An 18,211-nucleotide genomic window follows, 5' to 3' on the forward strand; every position below is an offset into this window, starting at 1 on the left:
CCTTTGTTTACCTCACAGCCTTGTCGCCAATACCAAGACAAGAGCCAAAACTGTGCCGAACAGGGTCCAGCCAGCGTAGCGGCGCGGGGAGCCGGAGTGGGCCAGCGCCCCGACTTTACCGAGCCAGAGAGAAAGTCGACCGGAGCCTTCCACGATGCCGTCGATGACCGCCCGGTCTGCCACCGCCACCCCGGAGGACAGCGCCAGTGTGGGGATAATAGCGACCTTTTCGTTTACCGCGTCTTGGTAGAGGTCCTCGCGGGCCGCCATGATGAAGGCGTTGGCTTCGGGCACGGCCTTTTCGACCGGGCGTTTCATGAACAGCACCCAAGCGGTGACCACACCGATGATGACTACCGCCAGGGTCAAACCAATCAGCAGGGCTTCTGGCATGACTGGCTCGCCGTGTTCGACCATTTGACCGCGGGTGCCGATATTCACGATGGGGTTCAACCACGTCACGAACAGGTTGCCTACCGAGAGGAGGCCGCCGAGCGCAATGGAGAACACGGACAGCACCAGGAGCGGAATGGTCATCCACGGACCAGCCTCGTGCGGGTGCACCGGGGCGCCCTCCGCTTCGGTGGTCCAACGAGCCTCACCGTGGAAGATGAGGAAGAACAGGCGGGACATGTAGAAAGCGGTGATACCGGCGCCAACCAAGGCGACGAGACCGAATACCCAGGGGTACCAGGCCCCGAAGTTCGGGTTGGGCAGGAAAGCCGCCTCGATGATTTTGTCCTTGGAAAAGAACCCGGAGAACGGCGGGATTCCCAGGATAGCCAGCCAGCCGATGAAGAACGCGAACCAGGTAATCTTCATGACCTTGAACAGCCCGCCGAAACGGCGAATGTTGACCTGTTCGCTCATCGCGTGCATAACCGCACCGGCAGACAGGAACAGTTGGGCTTTAAAGAACCCGTGGGTAATGAGGTGGAAGATGGCGAATGCCCAACCGACCGGACCCAAGCCCGCCCCCAGCATCATGTAACCGATTTGGCTCATGGTAGAGGCCGCCAGGACCTTCTTCATGTCGTCTTTCGCACACCCGACGATGGCTCCGAACAGCAGGGTGATAGCCCCGATAATGGCTACGACCAGGGACGCGACTGGGGTTTGGGTATAGATAGCACCGGAACGAACCATCAGGTACACGCCGGCCGTCACCATCGTGGCGGCGTGAATCAGCGCAGACACCGGGGTCGGGCCGGCCATAGCGTCACCCAGCCAGGCTTGGAGGGGGAACTGGGCAGATTTGCCACAGGCCGCCAGCAACAGGAACAGACCAATCGCGGTGGCCCAACCCGGCTGCAGCGTAGCGCCCAACACGTCGGCGAAATCCACGGAGCCGACCACGGCGAACATCGACATCATCGCCAGCAGCAGCCCCAGGTCGCCTACGCGGTTCATGATGAAAGCCTTGTTCGCGGCCAAAGCGTTGTTGTGGACTTGGTTCCAGAAACCAATCAGCAGGTAGGACGCCAAACCGACGCCTTCCCAACCGACGAACGTCACCAGGTAAGAGCTGCCCAGTACCAGGGTCAGCATGGAGGCCACGAAGAAATTCAGGTAGGCAAAGAAACGGCGTCGGTCAGGGTCGGCCGCCATGTATCCCACCGAATAGATGTGGATGAGGCCACCGACGAACGTCACCAGCATCACGAACGAGATGGACAGCGGATCCAACAGCAGACCGAAGCTCACGTTCACTTCCGAACCGGGCAGCCAGTTCCATACCGTCAGGCTTTGCGCGCGGGTTTCGGGGGAGCGTCCCAGCATATCCGCCAGAATGACCACGCCAATCACGAAGGAAGCCCACGGCGCCAGCATTCCCAGGTAGTGTCCCCAGGAATCCACGCGACGTCCCGCAATGAGCAGGAACATGGAACTGACGAAAGGAATGGCAATCATCAGCCAGGCGTATTGAGCCATGCCGGTGGCGGCTCCGAATTCCAGAACCGCGCCGCTAGCCAGCCCGTTGACAAGATTGAAAGTTTGCAACATATTTTCCTTTCCCCCTTAGCCGTTCAACAGGTTGAAGTCGTCGAGGGAGGTGGTGCGCCGGGAGCGGAACAGCGACACGATTAGGGCCAAGCCGACCACAACTTCCGCCGCCGCCACGGTCATCACAAAGAAGGCCAGGACCTGGCCGGTCATGTTGGCGTTGGCTTCTCCCAGAGCCACCAGCGCGATATTGCACGAGTTCAGCATGATTTCCACACCCATCAGGGCGATCACTGCGGAACGGTGGAGCAGCACGGTCAGGGCGCCCACAGCAAAGAGGCCCAGGGCCACGAATACCAGGAACATCACGTTCATGCGTTTTCTCCTTCTTTCGTGGCTTCACCAGGTTCGGTGTGGCCCTCAATAGTTTTGTCGAGCGGCTTTTCCAGTTCCGCCGTCATCTCGGGAGCGCCCGGTCCGGGCATTCCCGCCGCGCCGGAACGCGCGACCAGTGTGGAGGTTTTCGCTCCGTGCAAGCTCACGTCGCCGCTGATTTCGGCCGCCAAAGCGCGAGCCGTCCACGGCGAGGCTTCCCCAAGCGACCGTTCTTCGCCGCGAACCCGCACCACGCGCGGCACCGATTCCGGCACCGGACGCTGGGTTTCGCCGCTGATAGCCGGCACGTCCAACGCGTTGGTTTCGGCGTAAACCCCCGGCGGCACGGTCTGGCCCAGCACGTGACCGGTCTCCCGGTACGCCTTCATCCGCTGCTTCACCAGGAAAGACTGGGTCAAGCGCGGCAACAGCGCCTCAGAGTGAGTCAAGCTCATCGCACCGACCGCGGCCACAATCAGCAGGGTGGCGATCATTTCCAGCGGAGCATAGTAAGTGTTGATGACTTCGGTGGCCAGCTGGACCGGATTTGAGTCCCCGCTGGGCTGCGCCGGAGCCCCGTTCACCGTGGTGTTCGCGGCCGCGACTATCGCCATAATCCCGAAAGCGATGGCCAACAGTACCGACACCGCGACGGTCACGACTTTGGAATCTCGCGGCGAGTCCACGGCTTGCACCCCCACCAACATAATGACGAACAGGAACATCATCATGATGGCGCCGGTGTAAACCACAATCTGGACCGCGCCCAGGAACTCGGCACCGACCGAAAAGTAGATACCCGCCACACACACCATCATGGCAACCATGTAGACCGCGGCGTGAACAGCTCGATTCGACAACGCGACACCCAAAGCCGCAATCAACGCCAGAGCGGAACACACCGCCACGAAGATTGTCTGACCGGTGCCCATCTCGGGTAAGGCCGCGGCCGCTTGCAGCAAGTGGCTCATGCTTTCACCTCCTGTACCGGTTTCCCGGCGCTGGCCAAGGAGGCATCGTGCGGACGGCGACTCGCGACCCAGTCAATCTGGTCGGGGGTCGGGCCGGTGACGCTTCCGTTGTAGTAATCCATGTCAGAAGTGCCTGAAGCCATCGGGTGGGGCGTGTCGAGCATTCCGGCATCCAAAGGAACCAACAGGCGGTCCTTTTCAAAAATCAAATCCTCGCGGTTGTCGTCCCAAATCTCGTAATCGTTGGACATCGTGAGGGCTCGCGTCGGGCAGGCTTCGATGCACATGCCGCAAAAGATGCAGCGCAGATAGTTGATTTGGTAGACCCGCCCGTAACGTTCGCCGGCGCTGTACTGTTCCTCCGGGGTGTTCGAGGCGGCCTCCACGTAGATGGCGTCGGCCGGGCACGCCCAAGCGCACAGTTCGCAGCCCACGCACTTTTCCAAGCCATCCGGATAACGGTTCAGCTGGTGGCGTCCGTGGTAGCGCGGCTGGGTCGGCACCTTTTCGAAGGGGTACTGTTCAGTCACGTAGGGGCGGAAGAAGTTGCGGAACGTGACCCCGAAACCGGCGACTGCTTTCAGCGACTCCGCGATGGGGCCTTTTTCCTTGCGTTGCCACAGTTGCGGATCCGCGTCCGCGGTGGGGGCAGGACCGGCACCAGCGGTGTTTTCCGGTTCGTCAGGGGAGGCGACCAAATTGTTGTCAGAAGTTTCTGCGCTCACTTTTCTTCCTTTCCGCCCGTGATGGCTGTCTCAGCCGGGGTGTTGGGAGTAACTTTCAAGAGTCCAGAACGCGGACTGGGGGGCAGCTCCTGTCCGGGCAGGGGCGGAACCGGGAATCCGTCCGCCATCGGGTCAAAGGGTTTGGCCACGGGCGGTTTCGCTTTCTTGATGGGAATCAGCATCACGACGACCAGCAGCACCACGCAGACCACAGCCACCGCAATCATGATTTGTTGCGAGTTGAAACCGAAGAACACGGGCAGAGCCTTAATCCAGGCCACCGCCATCATCCACACGAAGCCGATGGGAATCAAGACCTTCCAGCCGAGGTTCATGAACTGGTCGTAGCGGAAGCGCACCTGAGTGCCGCGAACCCACACAAAAATCCAGAACAGGAACCACACCTTGAGGGTGAACCACAGGATGCCCCACCACGGAGACCCGGTGACGGGGTTCATGAAGTCCCACGGCCACGGCGCTTTGTAGCCACCCAGGAACATGGTCACCGCGACGGCGGAAACATTAAAGATGTTGATGTATTCGGCCAGGTAGTACCAGGCGAAGTTCATTCCCGAGTATTCGGTTTGATGCCCGGCCACCAGCTCGCTTTCGCATTCGGTCAGGTCGAACGGCAGACGGTTCGTTTCCCCGAAAGAAGCGATGAGATAGACGATGAAGGCGGGCAACAGTCCCAGCAGCCAACTCGGATCCTTTTGCGCCTCCACGATTTCGGAGGTGGACATGGAACCAGCCATGATGAACACGCTGACCAACGCGGTGCCCATCGCCAGTTCGTAGGAGATAACTTGAGCCGTGGAACGCACGGAACCCAGCAGTGGGAACGGAGAGTTCGCTGACCAGCCGCCCAGGACAATCCCATAGATACCGACGGCGGAAATCGCCAACACAATCAAGGTGGCAACCCCGGAGTCGAACAGCTGCAGCGGCGTGGATATTCCGCCAATCGTCACGTTCGGCCCGAAAGGAATCAGCGCGAAGATGGCGAAAGCCGTGAATGCCACCAGAATCGGAGAAATCAAGTAAATCAGGGTGTCGGCGCCCTTGAGACGAAAGTTTTCTTTGAACACCATCTTGCCGGCGTCCGCAACCGCCTGGAGCAGACCGAGCGGGCCGCGCACGTTCGGACCGGGACGGGTTTGAATACGACCCAAACCGCGACGCTCCACCCACAGTGCCAACAGCACATAGAGAATCAGCGTCACGATCAGAATCAGGGCTTTAATCAGGGAAATCCACCAGGTTTCCTGGCTGAAGTCAGCCCCTTTCGGAGCCGACGCCCCAGCGGGCCACAAGTCAGCTCCCATAACGGTCAGGATAGGAATCAATGTGTACATGATGGTTACGCCTCCGCTGCTTTCAAGCTAACAAGCTGGCCGTAAGCCGAACCCAAGGTTTCGTGAACCAAAGATCCGGGGGAACATTCCGGCATCCACACGACCCGCTCCGGCATGTCCGTAAGCACCACCGGCAGGGTTAGGGCACCTTTCGGTCCCGTAATCTTGGCAAAGTCGGTGATGCCGTTTTCCCGAGCGGTTTCCGCGCTCATGCGCACCACCGGAACTCTGGCGGTTCCCGCCAAGTACGGCTCACCGTCCTGGCAGCGCCCCGCGTCCAGCAGCGGCTTCCAGGTGATGACCAAGGCCTGACCGGCCTCGGGCGGGACAATGGGAGGATCCTCACGGAACGGCGCCCCCAAGCGAATGCCTTGCCAGGGACCCAACTCCTCGTACTCGTGCAAAATAGCGGCCAGAGAGTCCAGCCCCAAGTCGTAGCCCGCGGCCCGACCCAGCAGGTTCATGACTTTCCAGTCCGGCAGTGCGTGGGACGCCAAAGCCTGACCGAAGGGGCGCAGCCGGCCCTCCCAGTTGATGAAAGTTCCGCTCTTTTCGTGCGGCGGCGCCACCGGCAGCACGACATCGGCGTACTGGGTAATCTCGGTCTTGCGCACCTCCAGTTGGATAACGTGCTTCACGCCTTTGAGGACTTCCCGCGTGCCGTCAGGGTCCTCCAGGTCGCGCAGATCCACCCCGCCCATCACCATGGTGGTGCCGGGCAGGAACTGTTCCCAAGCCTCGGGGGTCAACATGCACCGGAAACACAGCGGCAGATTCTCGTGCAGCGGCTCCTTTAGGCCCCAAGCCGCATCGATGTCGGCACGAGCTGCCGGGTCGGTCACTAGGCGGCCACGCGGCAGCAGGCCGGGGAAACAGCCCGCTTCGATTGCGGCACGCGAACCGGCACGCCGCGGTATCCACGCCCAAGAGGCGTTGGTGGCGTCAGCCAAGCGTGCGGCATATTCCAGCTCGTCAACGACCAAGCTGGCGCGTTCTCCCATCAGCACCAGCGAGCCAGGCTGGCTCAGAGATTCCTTCACCCAAGCAAACTCGCCTTTACCATCGATGATGTCTTTCAGGATTTGGAGTTGCTCCCCCGGCTGGTTTTGCACCAGGGTGGCACCGAGTTTGCGCGCGCCGTCGCTCAAGAACGAGGCGAGGGTGGCGACCTTCGTGCCGTGGTTTTGCGTAGCTTTGCGCAGCCGCAGGAACAGGGTGGCGCATTCGTCCTCCGGTTCCAGGTCGACCAGGAACACAAACGGCGCTTTTTCGACGTCTTGGTAGGTCACTTCCAGAGGACGCCCCGCGACCCGCATTCTGATGAAGTTCACTTCGTCCATGCGGAAGTCCCGCGAGCGCGCATCCACAATGTTCGACTTGCCTACCACGTGGGCGAACTTGCCCCAAGCGTAGTAGTCCTCGAGGGTGAGGTGCTCTCCGGGGAAGAACGTGACCTCCGAGTTTTGTGCCGATTCTGTGACATAAGCGGCAGCCCTAGAGAGGGCGGTGCCCCAGTCCGTTTCCTCCAGCTCGCCCGCGTCGTTACGCACCATCGGGCGGGTCAAGCGGTCGGTGGAGGACTGCCACGCGAAAGCGTAACGATCCTTATCAGAAATCCATTCCTCGTTGACTTCGGGATTATCCCCCGCCAGGTGACGCAGCACCACCCCGCGGCGAGCGTCGACCCGAATTTCCGCCCCGCTGGCGTCCTGGTCGGTAATCGAGGGGGTCGAGATGAGATCGTGGGGACGCGCCCGGAAACGGTAGGAGGCATTCGTGAGGGCGCCGACCGGGCAAATCTGGGTGACGTTACCGGAGAAGTACGAGGCGAAACGTCGACCGGACACGTCGCGGTGCGCCACGTCCGGGTTGCCCGAATGCATCGAACCGATGATGCCAGGCTCCCCGCTCGGGCCGGTCATTGATTCACAAGGGGTGACGGTAGCGCCGTCCGGGTTGGCCTCCTCGTCATATATTCCCAACACCTGCGTGTCGAAAGAACCGATGTTCTCGCCCATAAAGAAGTGGTCGTCGCGCGGAGAAGAACCGCCGCCCCGCCCTTGTAGGTCCAAGAACGCGTCACCGGCGATTTCCTTGCCGAAACGCACGCAGCGCTGGCACAGCACGCAGCGGTCCCGATCCAGCAGAATCTCGGAAGTCAGACGCACCGGCTTGGGCCAGACACGCTTTTTATCGGAGAAACGCGAGGTCGGGTTGCCTTCCATGAACGTCTGGTTTTGCAGCGGGCATTCCCCGCCCTTGTCGCAAACCGGACAGTCTAGCGGGTGATTGACCAGCAGGAACTCCAGGATACCGTTTTGGGCTTTGGCTGCGACCTCGGAGGTGAACTGGGTGTAAATCTCCATCCGATCCGAACAGGTGGTCGAACAGGCCGGCATCGGTTTAGGCATCTTGGCGACCTCGCCTTGCCGGTTGGGCATAGCTACCTCAACCAGGCACGCGCGGCACGCCGCCACCGGTTTCAGCAACGGATGGTCGCAGAAGCGCGGCACGTAGACTCCTGCCATCTCGCAAGCCCGAATCGCCAGGGTGCCTTTGGGCACTTCCAGGGGCTTGCCGTCAACTTTGATATTGACCATTTGCACTTCGTCGCTCATTTATTTACCTGCCTCGCCCGATGCCTCGTGGTAGTACACGCTGCGTTCGTAGGGGAACAACTCCCAAGCCGGGGTTGTGTAGCCTTTTTCAAACTCGTCACGGAAACGCTGAATGCCGGACTTCACCGGGGTGATGGCCGCGTCTCCCAGCGCGCAGAAACAGCGCCCGCCAATCTCGGAAGTAATCGACAGCAGCTTGTCCACGTCGCCGACCTCGCCTTTACCAGCTTCGAGGCGGTGCATGATTTGCTTCATCCAATAGGTGCCTTCCCGGCACGGGGTGCATTTGCCGCAGGATTCATGCTGATAAAAGTCAATCCAGCGGGTCATGACGCGCACGACCGAAGTCGTTTCGTCAAACACTTGAATAGCGCGAGTAGCCAGCATCGACCCGGCGGTGACGACTTCCTCATAAGTCAGGGGAACATCGAGTTCTTCGGGGGTAAAGATAGGTGCCGAGGAACCCCCGACCGCCCAAAACTTCAGGTCGTGACCAGAGCGCATTCCGCCGCAGTATCCCAACAGTTGCCGCATCGTGATTCCGAACGGCGCTTCAAACTGGCCGGGGTGGGCCACGTGGCCGGAAATCGAAAAAATCCCGTGTCCCTTGGACTTTTCCGTACCCATCGAGGCGTACCAGTTATCCGAATACTTAAAGATGCCCGCGACCTGGGAAATCGTCTCGACGTTGTTGATGACGGTGGGACGGGCGTACAGGCCCTGGGCGGCCGGGAACGGGGGCTTCAACCGCGGGTGTCCGCGCCGCCCCTCCAACGAATCCAAAAGGGCGGTTTCTTCACCGCAGATGTAGGCTCCCGCCCCGGAGTGGGCGGTAATTTTGAGGTCGCCCAGCAGTCCCGCCTCGGTAGCTTCCCGGATTGCGGCCAGCAGCCGGCGCAGTGGGTGGGTCACTTCTCCGCGCAGATACACGAAAGCGTGTTCGCAGCGAATCGCCCGGGAACAAATCGCCATTCCCTCGATTAGGGCGTGCGGGTTCGCCATGATTTGTGGAATATCCTTGCAGGTCCCCGGCTCGGACTCGTCAGCGTTCACCGTCAGGTAACGCGGCAAGCCGTCATCGGGAGGCAAGAACGACCACTTCAAACCCGCGGGGAAGCCCGCGCCACCACGGCCGCGCAACCCAGAGTTCTTGACCGCAGCCAACACATCGGCGGGATCCATCGAGTTGGCTTTTTCCAGACCCTTGTAGCCCCCGCGAGCCCGGTAGGCTTCCAGGGTCCAGGACCGGTCCAAGCCCCACATATCCGACAAAATCGGGGTCAGCGGCACCTCGCCACCAGGAATGTCCGTCAGGTTCAGTTCACTCATGACTACTCACCTTCCTTCGGTTCGGGAGCGGACCAGCCCGGGTCGCTGGGGATTCCCCAACCTTTTTCCGCGGCGATACGCTTGCCCAGCAGGGTGGGGACACCGGCGGATTCGCCCTCGTCGACCAGTCCGTCTTCGAAACCAGCCAAGAGGTGTTCGTTTTCTTTGAATGTCGGGACGTGATTCGGGCCACGGGTCGGTTTCACCGGATTGCCCGCACGCAAATCGTCAACGAGTTTCACGGCCGACTGCGGAGTTTGGTTATCGAAGAATTCCCAGTTCACCATGACGACGGGGGCAAAGTCGCAGGCAGCGTTACATTCAATCGCTTCCAGGGTAACTTTCCCGTCCGCAGTCGTTTCCCCGTTACCAATGCCCAAGTGGTCGCACACGGTTTCCCAAATCTCGTCGCCACCCATGACGGCGCACAGCGAAGTAGTACACACCCCCACGTTGTATTCGCCGTTGGGACGGCGCTTGTACTGGGTATAGAACGTGGCGACCGCCGAGACTTCCGCGGGGCTGATGCCCAACAGTTCGGAGCACAGCTCGATACCGTTGGCGGACACGAAGCCGTCTTCGGACTGCACCAGGTGCAGCAACGGCAGCAGCGCCGAACGCGAGTGTCCTTCGGGATAGCGAGAAATAATCTCTTGGCCTTCGCGAACCAGACGCGCTTTGACGTCCTCGGGATACGGTTTCATCGATCCACACCTCCAAACACCGGGTCAATCGTGCCGATTGACACCACCAAGTCAGAAATCAAGCCGCCCTCGCACATCATGGAGGCAGATTGCAGGTTTGCATAAGAGGGGTCGCGGAAGTGCGCCCGGTAAGGCCGGGTGCCGCCGTCGGTCACCAGGTGCACGCCCTGCACGCCCTTGGCATGTTCAATCTGGGCGTAAACCTGCCCGGGCGGGATCCGGAACCCTTCGGTCACCAGCTTGAAGTGGTGGATGAGTTCCTCCATCGAATGCCCCAGAATATGCGACACGTGCTCGGGGTCCTGGCCTTGGCCGTCAGCGCCGATGGTCAGCTTAGATGGATAAGCGAACTTGGGGTCGGCAATCATAACCGGCTCGCCCTGGCTTTGCTCCAGGCGATCCAAAACCTGGTACACAATGCGCAGGGACTGATACATTTCCGCGAAACGCACCTCGGTACGCGTGTAGCAGTCGGAGTGGTCGCGGGTGGGAACATCGAAAATGTAAGTCTCGTACCCGCAGTAGGGCTGCAGCTTGCGCATATCCAGCGGCAAACCACCCGCCCGCAGGCACGGACCGGTCAGGGACAGCGCCATCATGGTAGACAGCGGCAGCCACCCCACGTCTTTCATACGGCCAATAAAGATGGGGTTGGCCATAATCAAGTCCTGCATTTCGCCAATGTCGCGTTTGACCAGCGGGAGCTTTTCACGAATCATGTCGATGGTGTCGTCCAGCAGGTCGTTGGACACGCCGCCGGGACGCATATAGGTGTTGTTCATGCGCAGGCCGGTAATGTGTTCAAAAATCCGCAGGATTTCTTCACGAGCCCGGAAACCAGTGGTCAGCATGGTCGTCGCGCCCAGCTCGTTCGCGCCGGTGCCGATAGCGACCAAGTGCGAAGCAATCCGGTTCAGCTCCATCAACAGCACCCGGATTTCGCTGGCCCGCCGGGGTACCTGATCCGTTACCCCCATAGCTTTTTCGACAGCCAGACACCAGGCGACTTCCGTAAAGAACGGCGCGACGTAATCCATGCGGGTGCAGTAGGCCACACCCTGGTTATAAGTGCGGAATTCCATTGATTTTTCAATGCCGGTATGCAGGTAGCCGGTGCCTAGGCGGCAATCCTTAATCGTTTCGCCTTCCAGCTCTACCACTACGCGCAGCACGCCGTGAGTCGAGGGGTGCACCGGGCCCAAGTTGACGGCAATCCGGTCATTGTGAGCCGACTCGAGATCAGCCGCCATCGCGGCCCATTCCCCGTCCTGAACGGAAAACTCCGGCATTCCCGGCACGTAGTCGCCAGCTCCCGCCGTGGCATGAACATTTTGCGTTTTTGCCTCTGGGTTCATAGTTTCGGTACTCAACTGTAGCTCCTCCGCGTGTCAGCAGGCGGGACGGTGCCGCCCTTGAATTGCACTGGAATGCCGCCCAGCGGATAGTCCTTACGCTGCGGGTGTCCGACCCAATCGTCGGGAAGCAAGGACCGGGTCAAGGCCGGGTGGCCGGTAAAGATGATGCCCATCATGTCGAAAGTTTCCCGCTCGTGCCAGTTGTTTCCGGGGTATATATCCACGATGGAGGGGACTTTCGGGTCGTCTTCGGGTGCCGCAGTCTCGATGCGCAGGTTGTGGTTGTGAGTCACGCTGATGAAGTGGTACACGGCGTGCAGTTCCCGCCCGGTGTCGTGCGGGTAATGCACCCCGGACACGCCCATGCACAGCTCAAAGCGCAAGTCCTGGTCGTCACGCAACGCTTTTGCGACCGTCACCAGGTGCTCGCGGGCGACGTGAATCGTCAGCTCACCGTGGGAAACGACGACCCTGTCTATGGCAGTGAGAGGATCCACCCCGGCCTCACGCAAGTCTTCCTCCAGGTAGTCCACGCACTCATCAAACCAGCCCCCGTAAGGCTTCGGAGACTGCCCGGGCATCATGACTTCCCGGTGCAACTGACCGTAACCGGAAACGTCGCCGGTGCCGTGAACCCCGAACGGGTTGTCGCGCACCCCCAGGGATTCGCCGCGAGGATTGGCGTACTGGGGCAGTTTCGGCTCCAGCTCGCCCTCCGGGGCGGCTTGCAAATCTTGAGTTTCTTCGCTCACGCCATCAGTCCCTTCATGTCGTTCAACGAGGCCGCCTGTAGCGCCGCGGCTTCCGCCTTGCGGATGGCTTCCTCACGATTCTTGCCCAAAGGATCGACCTTGATGTGGTCGCGCAAGCTCAGCAACGCCCCCAGCAGCATCTCCGGACGCGGCGGGCAACCCGGCAGGTAGATGTCTACTGGCACCACGTGGTCACAGCCCTGCACAATGGCGTAGTTATTGAACACGCCGCCGGACGAAGCGCAAGCCCCCATCGAGATGACCCACTTCGGGTCGGCCATCTCGTCATATACGTTGCGCATGATGGTGGCCATCTTGTGCGAAACACGACCCGAAACCAGCATCACGTCAGCGTGACGCGGGGAGGAACGGAACACTTCCGAACCGAAACGGGCGATGTCGAAACGCGAGGCTGCGGTCGCCATCATCTCAATAGCACAGCACGCCAAACCCATCGTGACGGGCCAAATCGAGAGGGCGCGAGCAAAATCAGTGAGCTTTTCCGGCAAGGCCGCCAAGCCGTCAGAATCTTGATCCAACATTTTATGGTTTCCTCCAAAATACTTGGAACGGTTTAGTTCCAGTCAAAGCCGCGACGGGCCCACACATAGATAAAGGGCACTGCCAGCAGTTCCACGAAAGTCATCATGACGAACATGCCGAACTTTCCTTGCTGGAAAAAGGAAATCGCCCAGGGGTAAAGAAAAACCACCTCGATGTCGAAAATGATAAACATCATGGCGGTTAGGTAGTACTTAACCGGGAAACGCGCCTGGTTTCCGCGAGCCGGAGTGGGGTCACAGCCACATTCATACTTGGCATTCTTAACGCGGTTTGGTTTCGTGGGACCGAACAAATAACCGGACAAAACCCCAGCTAAGGCCACTACCGCGGCTACTAACAGCATTATCAGCAGCGCTACGTAAACGTTCATAGCTTCTCCATCTTTGAAAACACCTGAGTTGCCTGCCGGCACCATAACCAGCAAAATCTTCCCAAGCGAGTTGCCAGCTCCACCCTACAGTTTTTCCTCCTAACTCAGTAAATTTTGTACGAAATGCAGGATTATCGCCGAGTTTTTCTTGAATTTTGCTCAATCTGTGCGCTGTAGTGCGGATTCGATTTAGGAAAAAAAGAGTTTTCTAATTGGGACTTGGGTCCCTATTCGGAGGCCGGTTGGTGGGGAGTTCAGCGCCTGCGTGCGTAGGGCCGCGTCGGGAGTCTGCCCGCGTGCTACCCTGCTGGTTTTGGGCGCTGAGCGGGGGAACCTAGGATAGATGGGTGCTATTCGTCCACACTCGCGCCGTTGATCGCGATTTGTCCCCGGAGCTGGTTCCGATGGACGCCGCGGCGCTCCCCACGGACGGTTTTTTCTTTGCTTCTCCCCCCGCACAAGGCGCCCCCCTCACGTTGGCTGCGCCGGGTTTGGGGGATTTTCCCGGTCAGGACTTTGCTCCGGCATGGCATTGGGAGGACGGCTCGGACCTGGATCGGGCCGGGGCGGCGTGGTTCCTGGTGGGACGCCACGCCCAGGTGTTTGATGCGGTGCAGCGACGCGGCACGGGCCCGGTGGCCTTCGCGTCCTTTGGTTTTAACCGCTCGGCGACCTCGGTGTTTGTCCTGCCGTCATTCCTGGTGGGAAGCGACGAGGAGGGGGCGTGGATTACCGTGGCTTATCAGGCCGCGAGTCCCGATGAGCCTCGAGCGGCCCGATTGTATCGGGCCGCCATAGCTTGGATTAAAAACTTTCCCCACCGCCAGCTCCAAGATGCCCTGCAGACGCGACCCGCCGCCGTAGTGGGAAAAACGTCTTACCAGGAAAACGTCGCCGCCGCCGTGCGCGCCATTCGCGAGGGCAAAGCGGAGAAAATCGTGATGGCTCGCCCGGCTCGCTTCGAGTTCGCCGGGGAGGCAGGCGCGCAGCGGGCGCGTGCAGCCGGTGGGGCTTTAGCCTCCCGCCTGCGCGAACGCTACCCGACTTGCTGGATTTTCAATGTCGGAGGGCTGGTCGGAGCCACGCCGGAGATGCTGCTGGAGGCTGCCGCGGGACGGGCACATTCGCGAGTTTTGGCGGGCACGGCGACACCCGGCGAGGACGTGGATTTGGCTCATTCGGCGAAAAACCTGGCGGAACACCAGGTGGCGCTGCGTTCGGTGGCCGAGCCTTTGCGCCGCGTTGACCCCGATTTGGAGACGAGCGGGCCTTACCTGTTACAGCTGCCGAATCTGACCCATTTGGCTACGGATTTGCACCTGCGGGTGCCGGCGGGCAAGACACTGCTGCACCTGGTCGCGCAGTTTCACCCCACGGCGGCGGTGTGCGGGCTGCCGCGGGAGTTTGCGCAAGGGTTTATTTCCCGGTTTGAAGCGGATCGCGGGCGTTACGCCGGGCCGGTGGGCTGGGTCGATGCCCGGGGCGGGGGGCAGTTGGCTTTGGCGCTGCGGTGCGCCCAGCTCGATGCGCTCGGCGTGGAGGCCTGGGTCGGGGCGGGTATCATGGCGGATTCCGACCCGGAAACCGAGTGGCGGGAAACCGGCGCGAAACTGGCGCCAATCCGGGATTGCCTGGACTTGTCGGCTGAGTGACCCACGGGGCGCTCAGAAGGATTACCCGACCTTGCCAGATGGGCGGGTTAAGCGCGACGAAGCGCCCCCACCGACCTAACGCCGCCGCACTGCTAATCCACTAGCGGCGATAGGTGGCGGTCAAGGTCGCGCGCGCCAACCCGTTGAACAGGCTCATGAAGTGTACCGTGGCGTTCGTCGCGGTGGCCGGATCCAGCTCCAGGCTGGGGATTTTCAAGGCGTGAACAGCGAAAACGTAGCGATGTTCCCGGTCCCCCGCCGGCGGAAACGGACCATCGTAAGCAAAAACCCCGGTATCGTTACGGATATGAAAAGCTCGTCCGCCCGTTAGGGCTTTAATGGTTGCGTCGTCCGCACCTGCCCCCAGCGGCAGGGAAGTCACTGACGGGGGAATATCCACCACGGTCCAATGCCAGTAGCCAGACGGTGTGGGAGCATCGGGATCGAAACAACTCAGGACGTAAGAGGCAGTCTGCGCCGGAGCCCCGGACCAGGACAGCTGCGGTGAAAGGTTTGCGCCCTCACCGGAAAAGTCGCGGGGCATAGCTGTTCCTTCCTGCAAGTTTTCACTGGTGAGAGTAAAGGACGGTAGCTGCGGGAGCGCTTCGGCATAAGGATGTGGGGCGAGGGGACGAGAATCTAAGTTCATGGTGTTTCCTAACTGTTGGGGGTATTCGAGTTTCGGCGTGCGGTCGGTACTCTCGTCAGCCGACACGACAGTCTGTGCCGACCGCCGGGGGCGGATACACCTTAAGTGTAGCTTGGCGTTACCGAGACCCGCTCCCTCTAAATCCAGGTATTACAACCGCGGAACGCCACTTTGAGCGATTTTGTGACATGTAGCAAAATCGCTCAAAGCGCGTTTGTACGGCAGATACGGCGCAGAACTCTGCGCCATTGACGCTTAGTTTGACGCCATTTCTCTCCCCCCACCTCATCACCAAATGCAAGCCGGGACATCGGGCGCGACCGGAGCAGGGGGCGACTCAGCAACGAAACGCCCCACCGGAAACCCCCTAACCCGACGGGACTAACCTAGGGAACTAATCGAGACTGGTGGGATTCAGCAAGAAATCCAGGACACTCATAGTAAGGATTCCGTGCTGGTCATAGGTGGGTTTCACAGTATCGCGCACCAACAAGATTTTCTTGAAGCTGTCCGGGACCTCAACAAGCGGAGCTTTCTCTTGGCGTTCCTTTTCCGAGTCCGGGATACGCCAGGCTGATTGCAGGTAGCAGCGCCGCGAACCGAGATTTGCCACGAAATCTACCTCGAGGTTTTTCCGAATGACTTTGCCGTCTTGACGAGCCTGTTTTTCCACGCAACCGACATCGACCGAGAAACCCCGCAGGCGCAGCTCATTATAAATAATGTTCTCCATTAGGTGGTTTTCCTCGACTTGGCGAAAGTTTAACCTAGCGTTACGCAGACCCACGTCCTCGAAATAGTATTTTTGCGGACTCCCGATATATTTTCGACCTTTCACGTCATAGCGAGACGCTGCCTCGATCAGGAAAGACTCCTCCAAATACCCGATATAGGACGCGATAGTGTTCGCGCTGAGTTTTGACTTCAGGACGCTCTTAAATGTCGCCTCTATCCGCGACGGATTCACCAACGAACCAACCGAGGACGCCAGCACATTCACCAAGTCCTCTAACTCTTGCGTTTTCTCAATTCCGTTCCGGGCAATAATGTCCTTTAAATAAGCTTCCGCAAACAAGCGCTCCAGGTAGCGCGACTTTTGCTGGTCACTGCGCATCGACAGCACCAGCGGCATTCCCCCATAGAGCACATACTCCGCCCAACCGCCATACCGATCCCCGTCGAATCCACTCATATACTCTGCAAAAGACAGTGGCCGCACCCGGACCTCGTCCCCGCGTCCGCGAAACTCGGTCAGCACATCAGTGGAAAGCATCTTCGAGTTACAGCCTGTCACGTAAACATCCACGTTGTGGGAACGGAGCAACCCATTCAAGACCCCGTAAAGACGCGGAGCCAACGTTCCTTTCAGCTCTTGGTCTGTTATCGCATACTGGACTTCGTCAATGAGCACGTAGTATTGCGAGGTTTTGTCAAGGAGTCTGGATTTCAGGTAATCGTTGAGCGCGCCGGGGTCGCGGTAAGCTGTCGCATCTTCCGTATCCAGCGCGATTTCAATAATGTGTTCATCGTCTACGCCCAGCTCCCGACGCAGATAATCGGCGAAAAGCCTAAACAGCAGGTAAGTTTTTCCGCAGCGCCGAACCCCGGTAATGACTTTAATCATCCCGTTTTGCATCCGGTCAATGAGCTGGTTGAGATAAACGTCCCGGCGGATTTCCACACTGTTAGTCTACTCCACTTTGAGCGATTTTGCTTCATGTAGCAAAATTGCTCAAAGCGCGTTTGTGCGGCAGATACGGCGCAGAACTCTGCGCCATTGACGCTTAGCTTGACTCCGCATCGCAAGTGTTTACGAATATCCTCACGCTAGAGGCTGCTCTCTCCAGCTGAGGGCATATGCACGAACGACCGATTTCAGACCTAAATCTACGTCATTGCCCCACTGTGCTTGTGCAAAACCGCTGGTAGACCCGATTCTGGCTGAATAAAGGGGCTCCAAAGCGAAACGAAATCGGTCATGCGTGCAGGGCATGACGTAAAACCCCGCCGCGGACCTGGCGGTAGGATAGAACCTATGCGCGCGAACCTCGACAAGAATCCTCACGACGTCCAATCCATGTTCAATGCCGTGGCCGGCCGTTACGACCTGATGAATTTCCTCGCCTCCCTGGGGCAGGAAAAAGCGTGGCGCACCCACGTCAAGCGCGCGGTGGTGACGCGGCCATTTTTGAAGGTGCTGGATGTGGCCGCCGGGACCGGCGCCAGCTCGATTGAGTTCGTGCGCGCCGGGGCCAAAGTTGTGGCGGTCGATTTTTCCGAGGGCATGATTGCCGAGGGGCGCCGGCGTCACCCGGAGATTGACTTTCAACAGGGCGACGCGATGAACCTGGACTTTCCTGACAATACTTTTGACTGCGTCACCATTAGTTTTGGGCTGCGCAACGTGTCAGACCCCGACCGGGCTTTGCGGGAGTTTTACCGGGTAGTGCGCCCCGGCGGGCACGTGGTGGTGTGCGAGTTTTCTCGCCCTACTTTTGCCCCGTTCAGAGCCGTTTATCGGTTCTTTTTGCACCGGGTCATGCCGCCGATTGCCCGGCTGTTCTCGACCGATGCCGTGGCGTATGACTACCTGGCCGAATCTATCTTGGCTTGGCCTTCTCAGTACGAGTTCGCCGCCCAACTGCGCGAGGCGGGTTTCGAGCGCCTGCAGCTCAAGAACCTCACCGGCGGTATCGTCGCCCTGCACCGAGGCTACAAGCTGAAGTAGCCGCCGCCCCGGGGTGTCTCACAGATTCGGCAAAACGCAATAGTTCCTGGTGGTGTGTTTCGTCACATATTCGGTTTTTATAATGACAACGTGTTGATAACAGACGAACTTTTTGCTAAA

16 protein-coding genes are annotated in these 18,211 nt (G+C 59.7%); 2 read left to right on the top strand and 14 right to left on the bottom strand.

Going from position 1 to position 18,211, the window contains the following annotated elements; all coding sequences use genetic code 11:
- Nucleotides 1-12 precede the first annotated feature (12 nt).
- Genes nuoL through ndhC form a run of 12 tightly spaced genes read right to left on the bottom strand, consistent with a single transcriptional unit; the run spans nt 13 to nt 13,062 of the window.
- A complete protein-coding gene (gene nuoL, locus RQ935_RS02595; RefSeq protein WP_311497090.1) occupies nt 13-2,004 on the bottom strand; it encodes an NADH-quinone oxidoreductase subunit L in 1,992 nt (663 codons plus the stop codon).
- Between the two features lie 15 nt (nt 2,005-2,019).
- Nucleotides 2,020-2,319 carry an NADH-quinone oxidoreductase subunit NuoK gene (gene nuoK / locus RQ935_RS02600; protein WP_282921025.1) on the bottom strand — a complete coding sequence of 100 codons (300 nt, stop codon included), beginning with the start codon at nt 2,317-2,319 and terminating at the stop codon, nt 2,020-2,022.
- Complete coding sequence (locus tag RQ935_RS02605) at nt 2,316-3,290, bottom strand: NADH-quinone oxidoreductase subunit J (RefSeq protein WP_311497091.1); 975 nt, start codon at nt 3,288-3,290, stop codon at nt 2,316-2,318. Before RQ935_RS02605 ends, nuoK begins: the two co-directional genes overlap by 4 nt.
- Nucleotides 3,287-4,015 carry an NADH-quinone oxidoreductase subunit NuoI gene (gene nuoI / locus RQ935_RS02610; protein ID WP_311497092.1) on the bottom strand — a complete coding sequence of 243 codons (729 nt, stop codon included), beginning with the start codon at nt 4,013-4,015 and terminating at the stop codon, nt 3,287-3,289. Before nuoI ends, RQ935_RS02605 begins: the two co-directional genes overlap by 4 nt.
- The gene (gene nuoH / locus RQ935_RS02615; protein ID WP_311497093.1) at nt 4,012-5,370 is read right to left on the bottom strand and encodes an NADH-quinone oxidoreductase subunit NuoH; all 1,359 of its coding nucleotides are present in this window, start codon (nt 5,368-5,370) and stop codon (nt 4,012-4,014) included. The genes nuoI and nuoH overlap by 4 nt, the downstream gene beginning before the upstream one ends.
- A 5-nt stretch (nt 5,371-5,375) precedes the next feature.
- Nucleotides 5,376-7,988, bottom strand: coding sequence for an NADH-quinone oxidoreductase subunit G (locus tag RQ935_RS02620; protein ID WP_311497094.1), 2,613 nt, complete (start codon nt 7,986-7,988; stop codon nt 5,376-5,378).
- A complete protein-coding gene (gene nuoF, locus RQ935_RS02625; protein ID WP_311497095.1) occupies nt 7,989-9,317 on the bottom strand; it encodes an NADH-quinone oxidoreductase subunit NuoF in 1,329 nt (442 codons plus the stop codon). It lies immediately after the preceding gene.
- A 2-nt stretch (nt 9,318-9,319) separates the two neighbouring features.
- Nucleotides 9,320-10,021: an NADH-quinone oxidoreductase subunit NuoE gene (nuoE, locus tag RQ935_RS02630; protein ID WP_311497096.1), complete on the bottom strand. Its 702-nt coding sequence runs from the start codon at nt 10,019-10,021 to the stop codon at nt 9,320-9,322.
- Entirely contained in the window at nt 10,018-11,391 is a 1,374-nt protein-coding gene (locus RQ935_RS02635; protein ID WP_311497097.1) for an NADH-quinone oxidoreductase subunit D, read from the bottom strand. Before RQ935_RS02635 ends, nuoE begins: the two co-directional genes overlap by 4 nt.
- Nucleotides 11,388-12,128: an NADH-quinone oxidoreductase subunit C gene (locus tag RQ935_RS02640; protein WP_311497098.1), complete on the bottom strand. Its 741-nt coding sequence runs from the start codon at nt 12,126-12,128 to the stop codon at nt 11,388-11,390. The genes RQ935_RS02635 and RQ935_RS02640 overlap by 4 nt, the downstream gene beginning before the upstream one ends.
- Nucleotides 12,125-12,670 (bottom strand): NADH-quinone oxidoreductase subunit B, encoded by a 546-nt coding sequence (locus RQ935_RS02645; RefSeq protein WP_297723466.1) that lies wholly within the window; start codon nt 12,668-12,670, stop codon nt 12,125-12,127. The genes RQ935_RS02640 and RQ935_RS02645 overlap by 4 nt, the downstream gene beginning before the upstream one ends.
- Before the next feature lie 32 nt (nt 12,671-12,702).
- Nucleotides 12,703-13,062, bottom strand: coding sequence for an NADH-quinone oxidoreductase subunit A (gene ndhC, locus RQ935_RS02650; protein WP_311497099.1), 360 nt, complete (start codon nt 13,060-13,062; stop codon nt 12,703-12,705).
- Nucleotides 13,063-13,409: 347 nt separating this feature from the next.
- On the opposite strand from ndhC, the gene RQ935_RS02655 reads away from it, so the two are divergent.
- Nucleotides 13,410-14,714, top strand: coding sequence for a chorismate-binding protein (locus tag RQ935_RS02655; protein WP_311497100.1), 1,305 nt, complete (start codon nt 13,410-13,412; stop codon nt 14,712-14,714).
- A gap of 100 nt (nt 14,715-14,814) precedes the next feature.
- Here the strand turns inward: RQ935_RS02655 and RQ935_RS02660 are convergent, their stop codons facing one another.
- Nucleotides 14,815-15,363 carry a YbhB/YbcL family Raf kinase inhibitor-like protein gene (locus RQ935_RS02660; RefSeq protein ID WP_311497101.1) on the bottom strand — a complete coding sequence of 183 codons (549 nt, stop codon included), beginning with the start codon at nt 15,361-15,363 and terminating at the stop codon, nt 14,815-14,817.
- 394 nt (nt 15,364-15,757) lie between these two features.
- Complete coding sequence (locus tag RQ935_RS02665; RefSeq protein ID WP_311497102.1) at nt 15,758-17,044, bottom strand: ATP-binding protein; 1,287 nt, start codon at nt 17,042-17,044, stop codon at nt 15,758-15,760.
- Between the two features lie 354 nt (nt 17,045-17,398).
- On the opposite strand from RQ935_RS02665, the gene RQ935_RS02670 reads away from it, so the two are divergent.
- Nucleotides 17,399-18,091: a class I SAM-dependent methyltransferase gene (locus RQ935_RS02670; RefSeq protein ID WP_311497103.1), complete on the top strand. Its 693-nt coding sequence runs from the start codon at nt 17,399-17,401 to the stop codon at nt 18,089-18,091.
- The last annotated feature ends 120 nt before the right edge of the window (nt 18,092-18,211 follow it).

The organism is uncultured Mobiluncus sp., from assembly GCF_963511525.1.
Lineage (GTDB): Bacteria > Actinomycetota > Actinomycetes > Actinomycetales > Actinomycetaceae > Mobiluncus.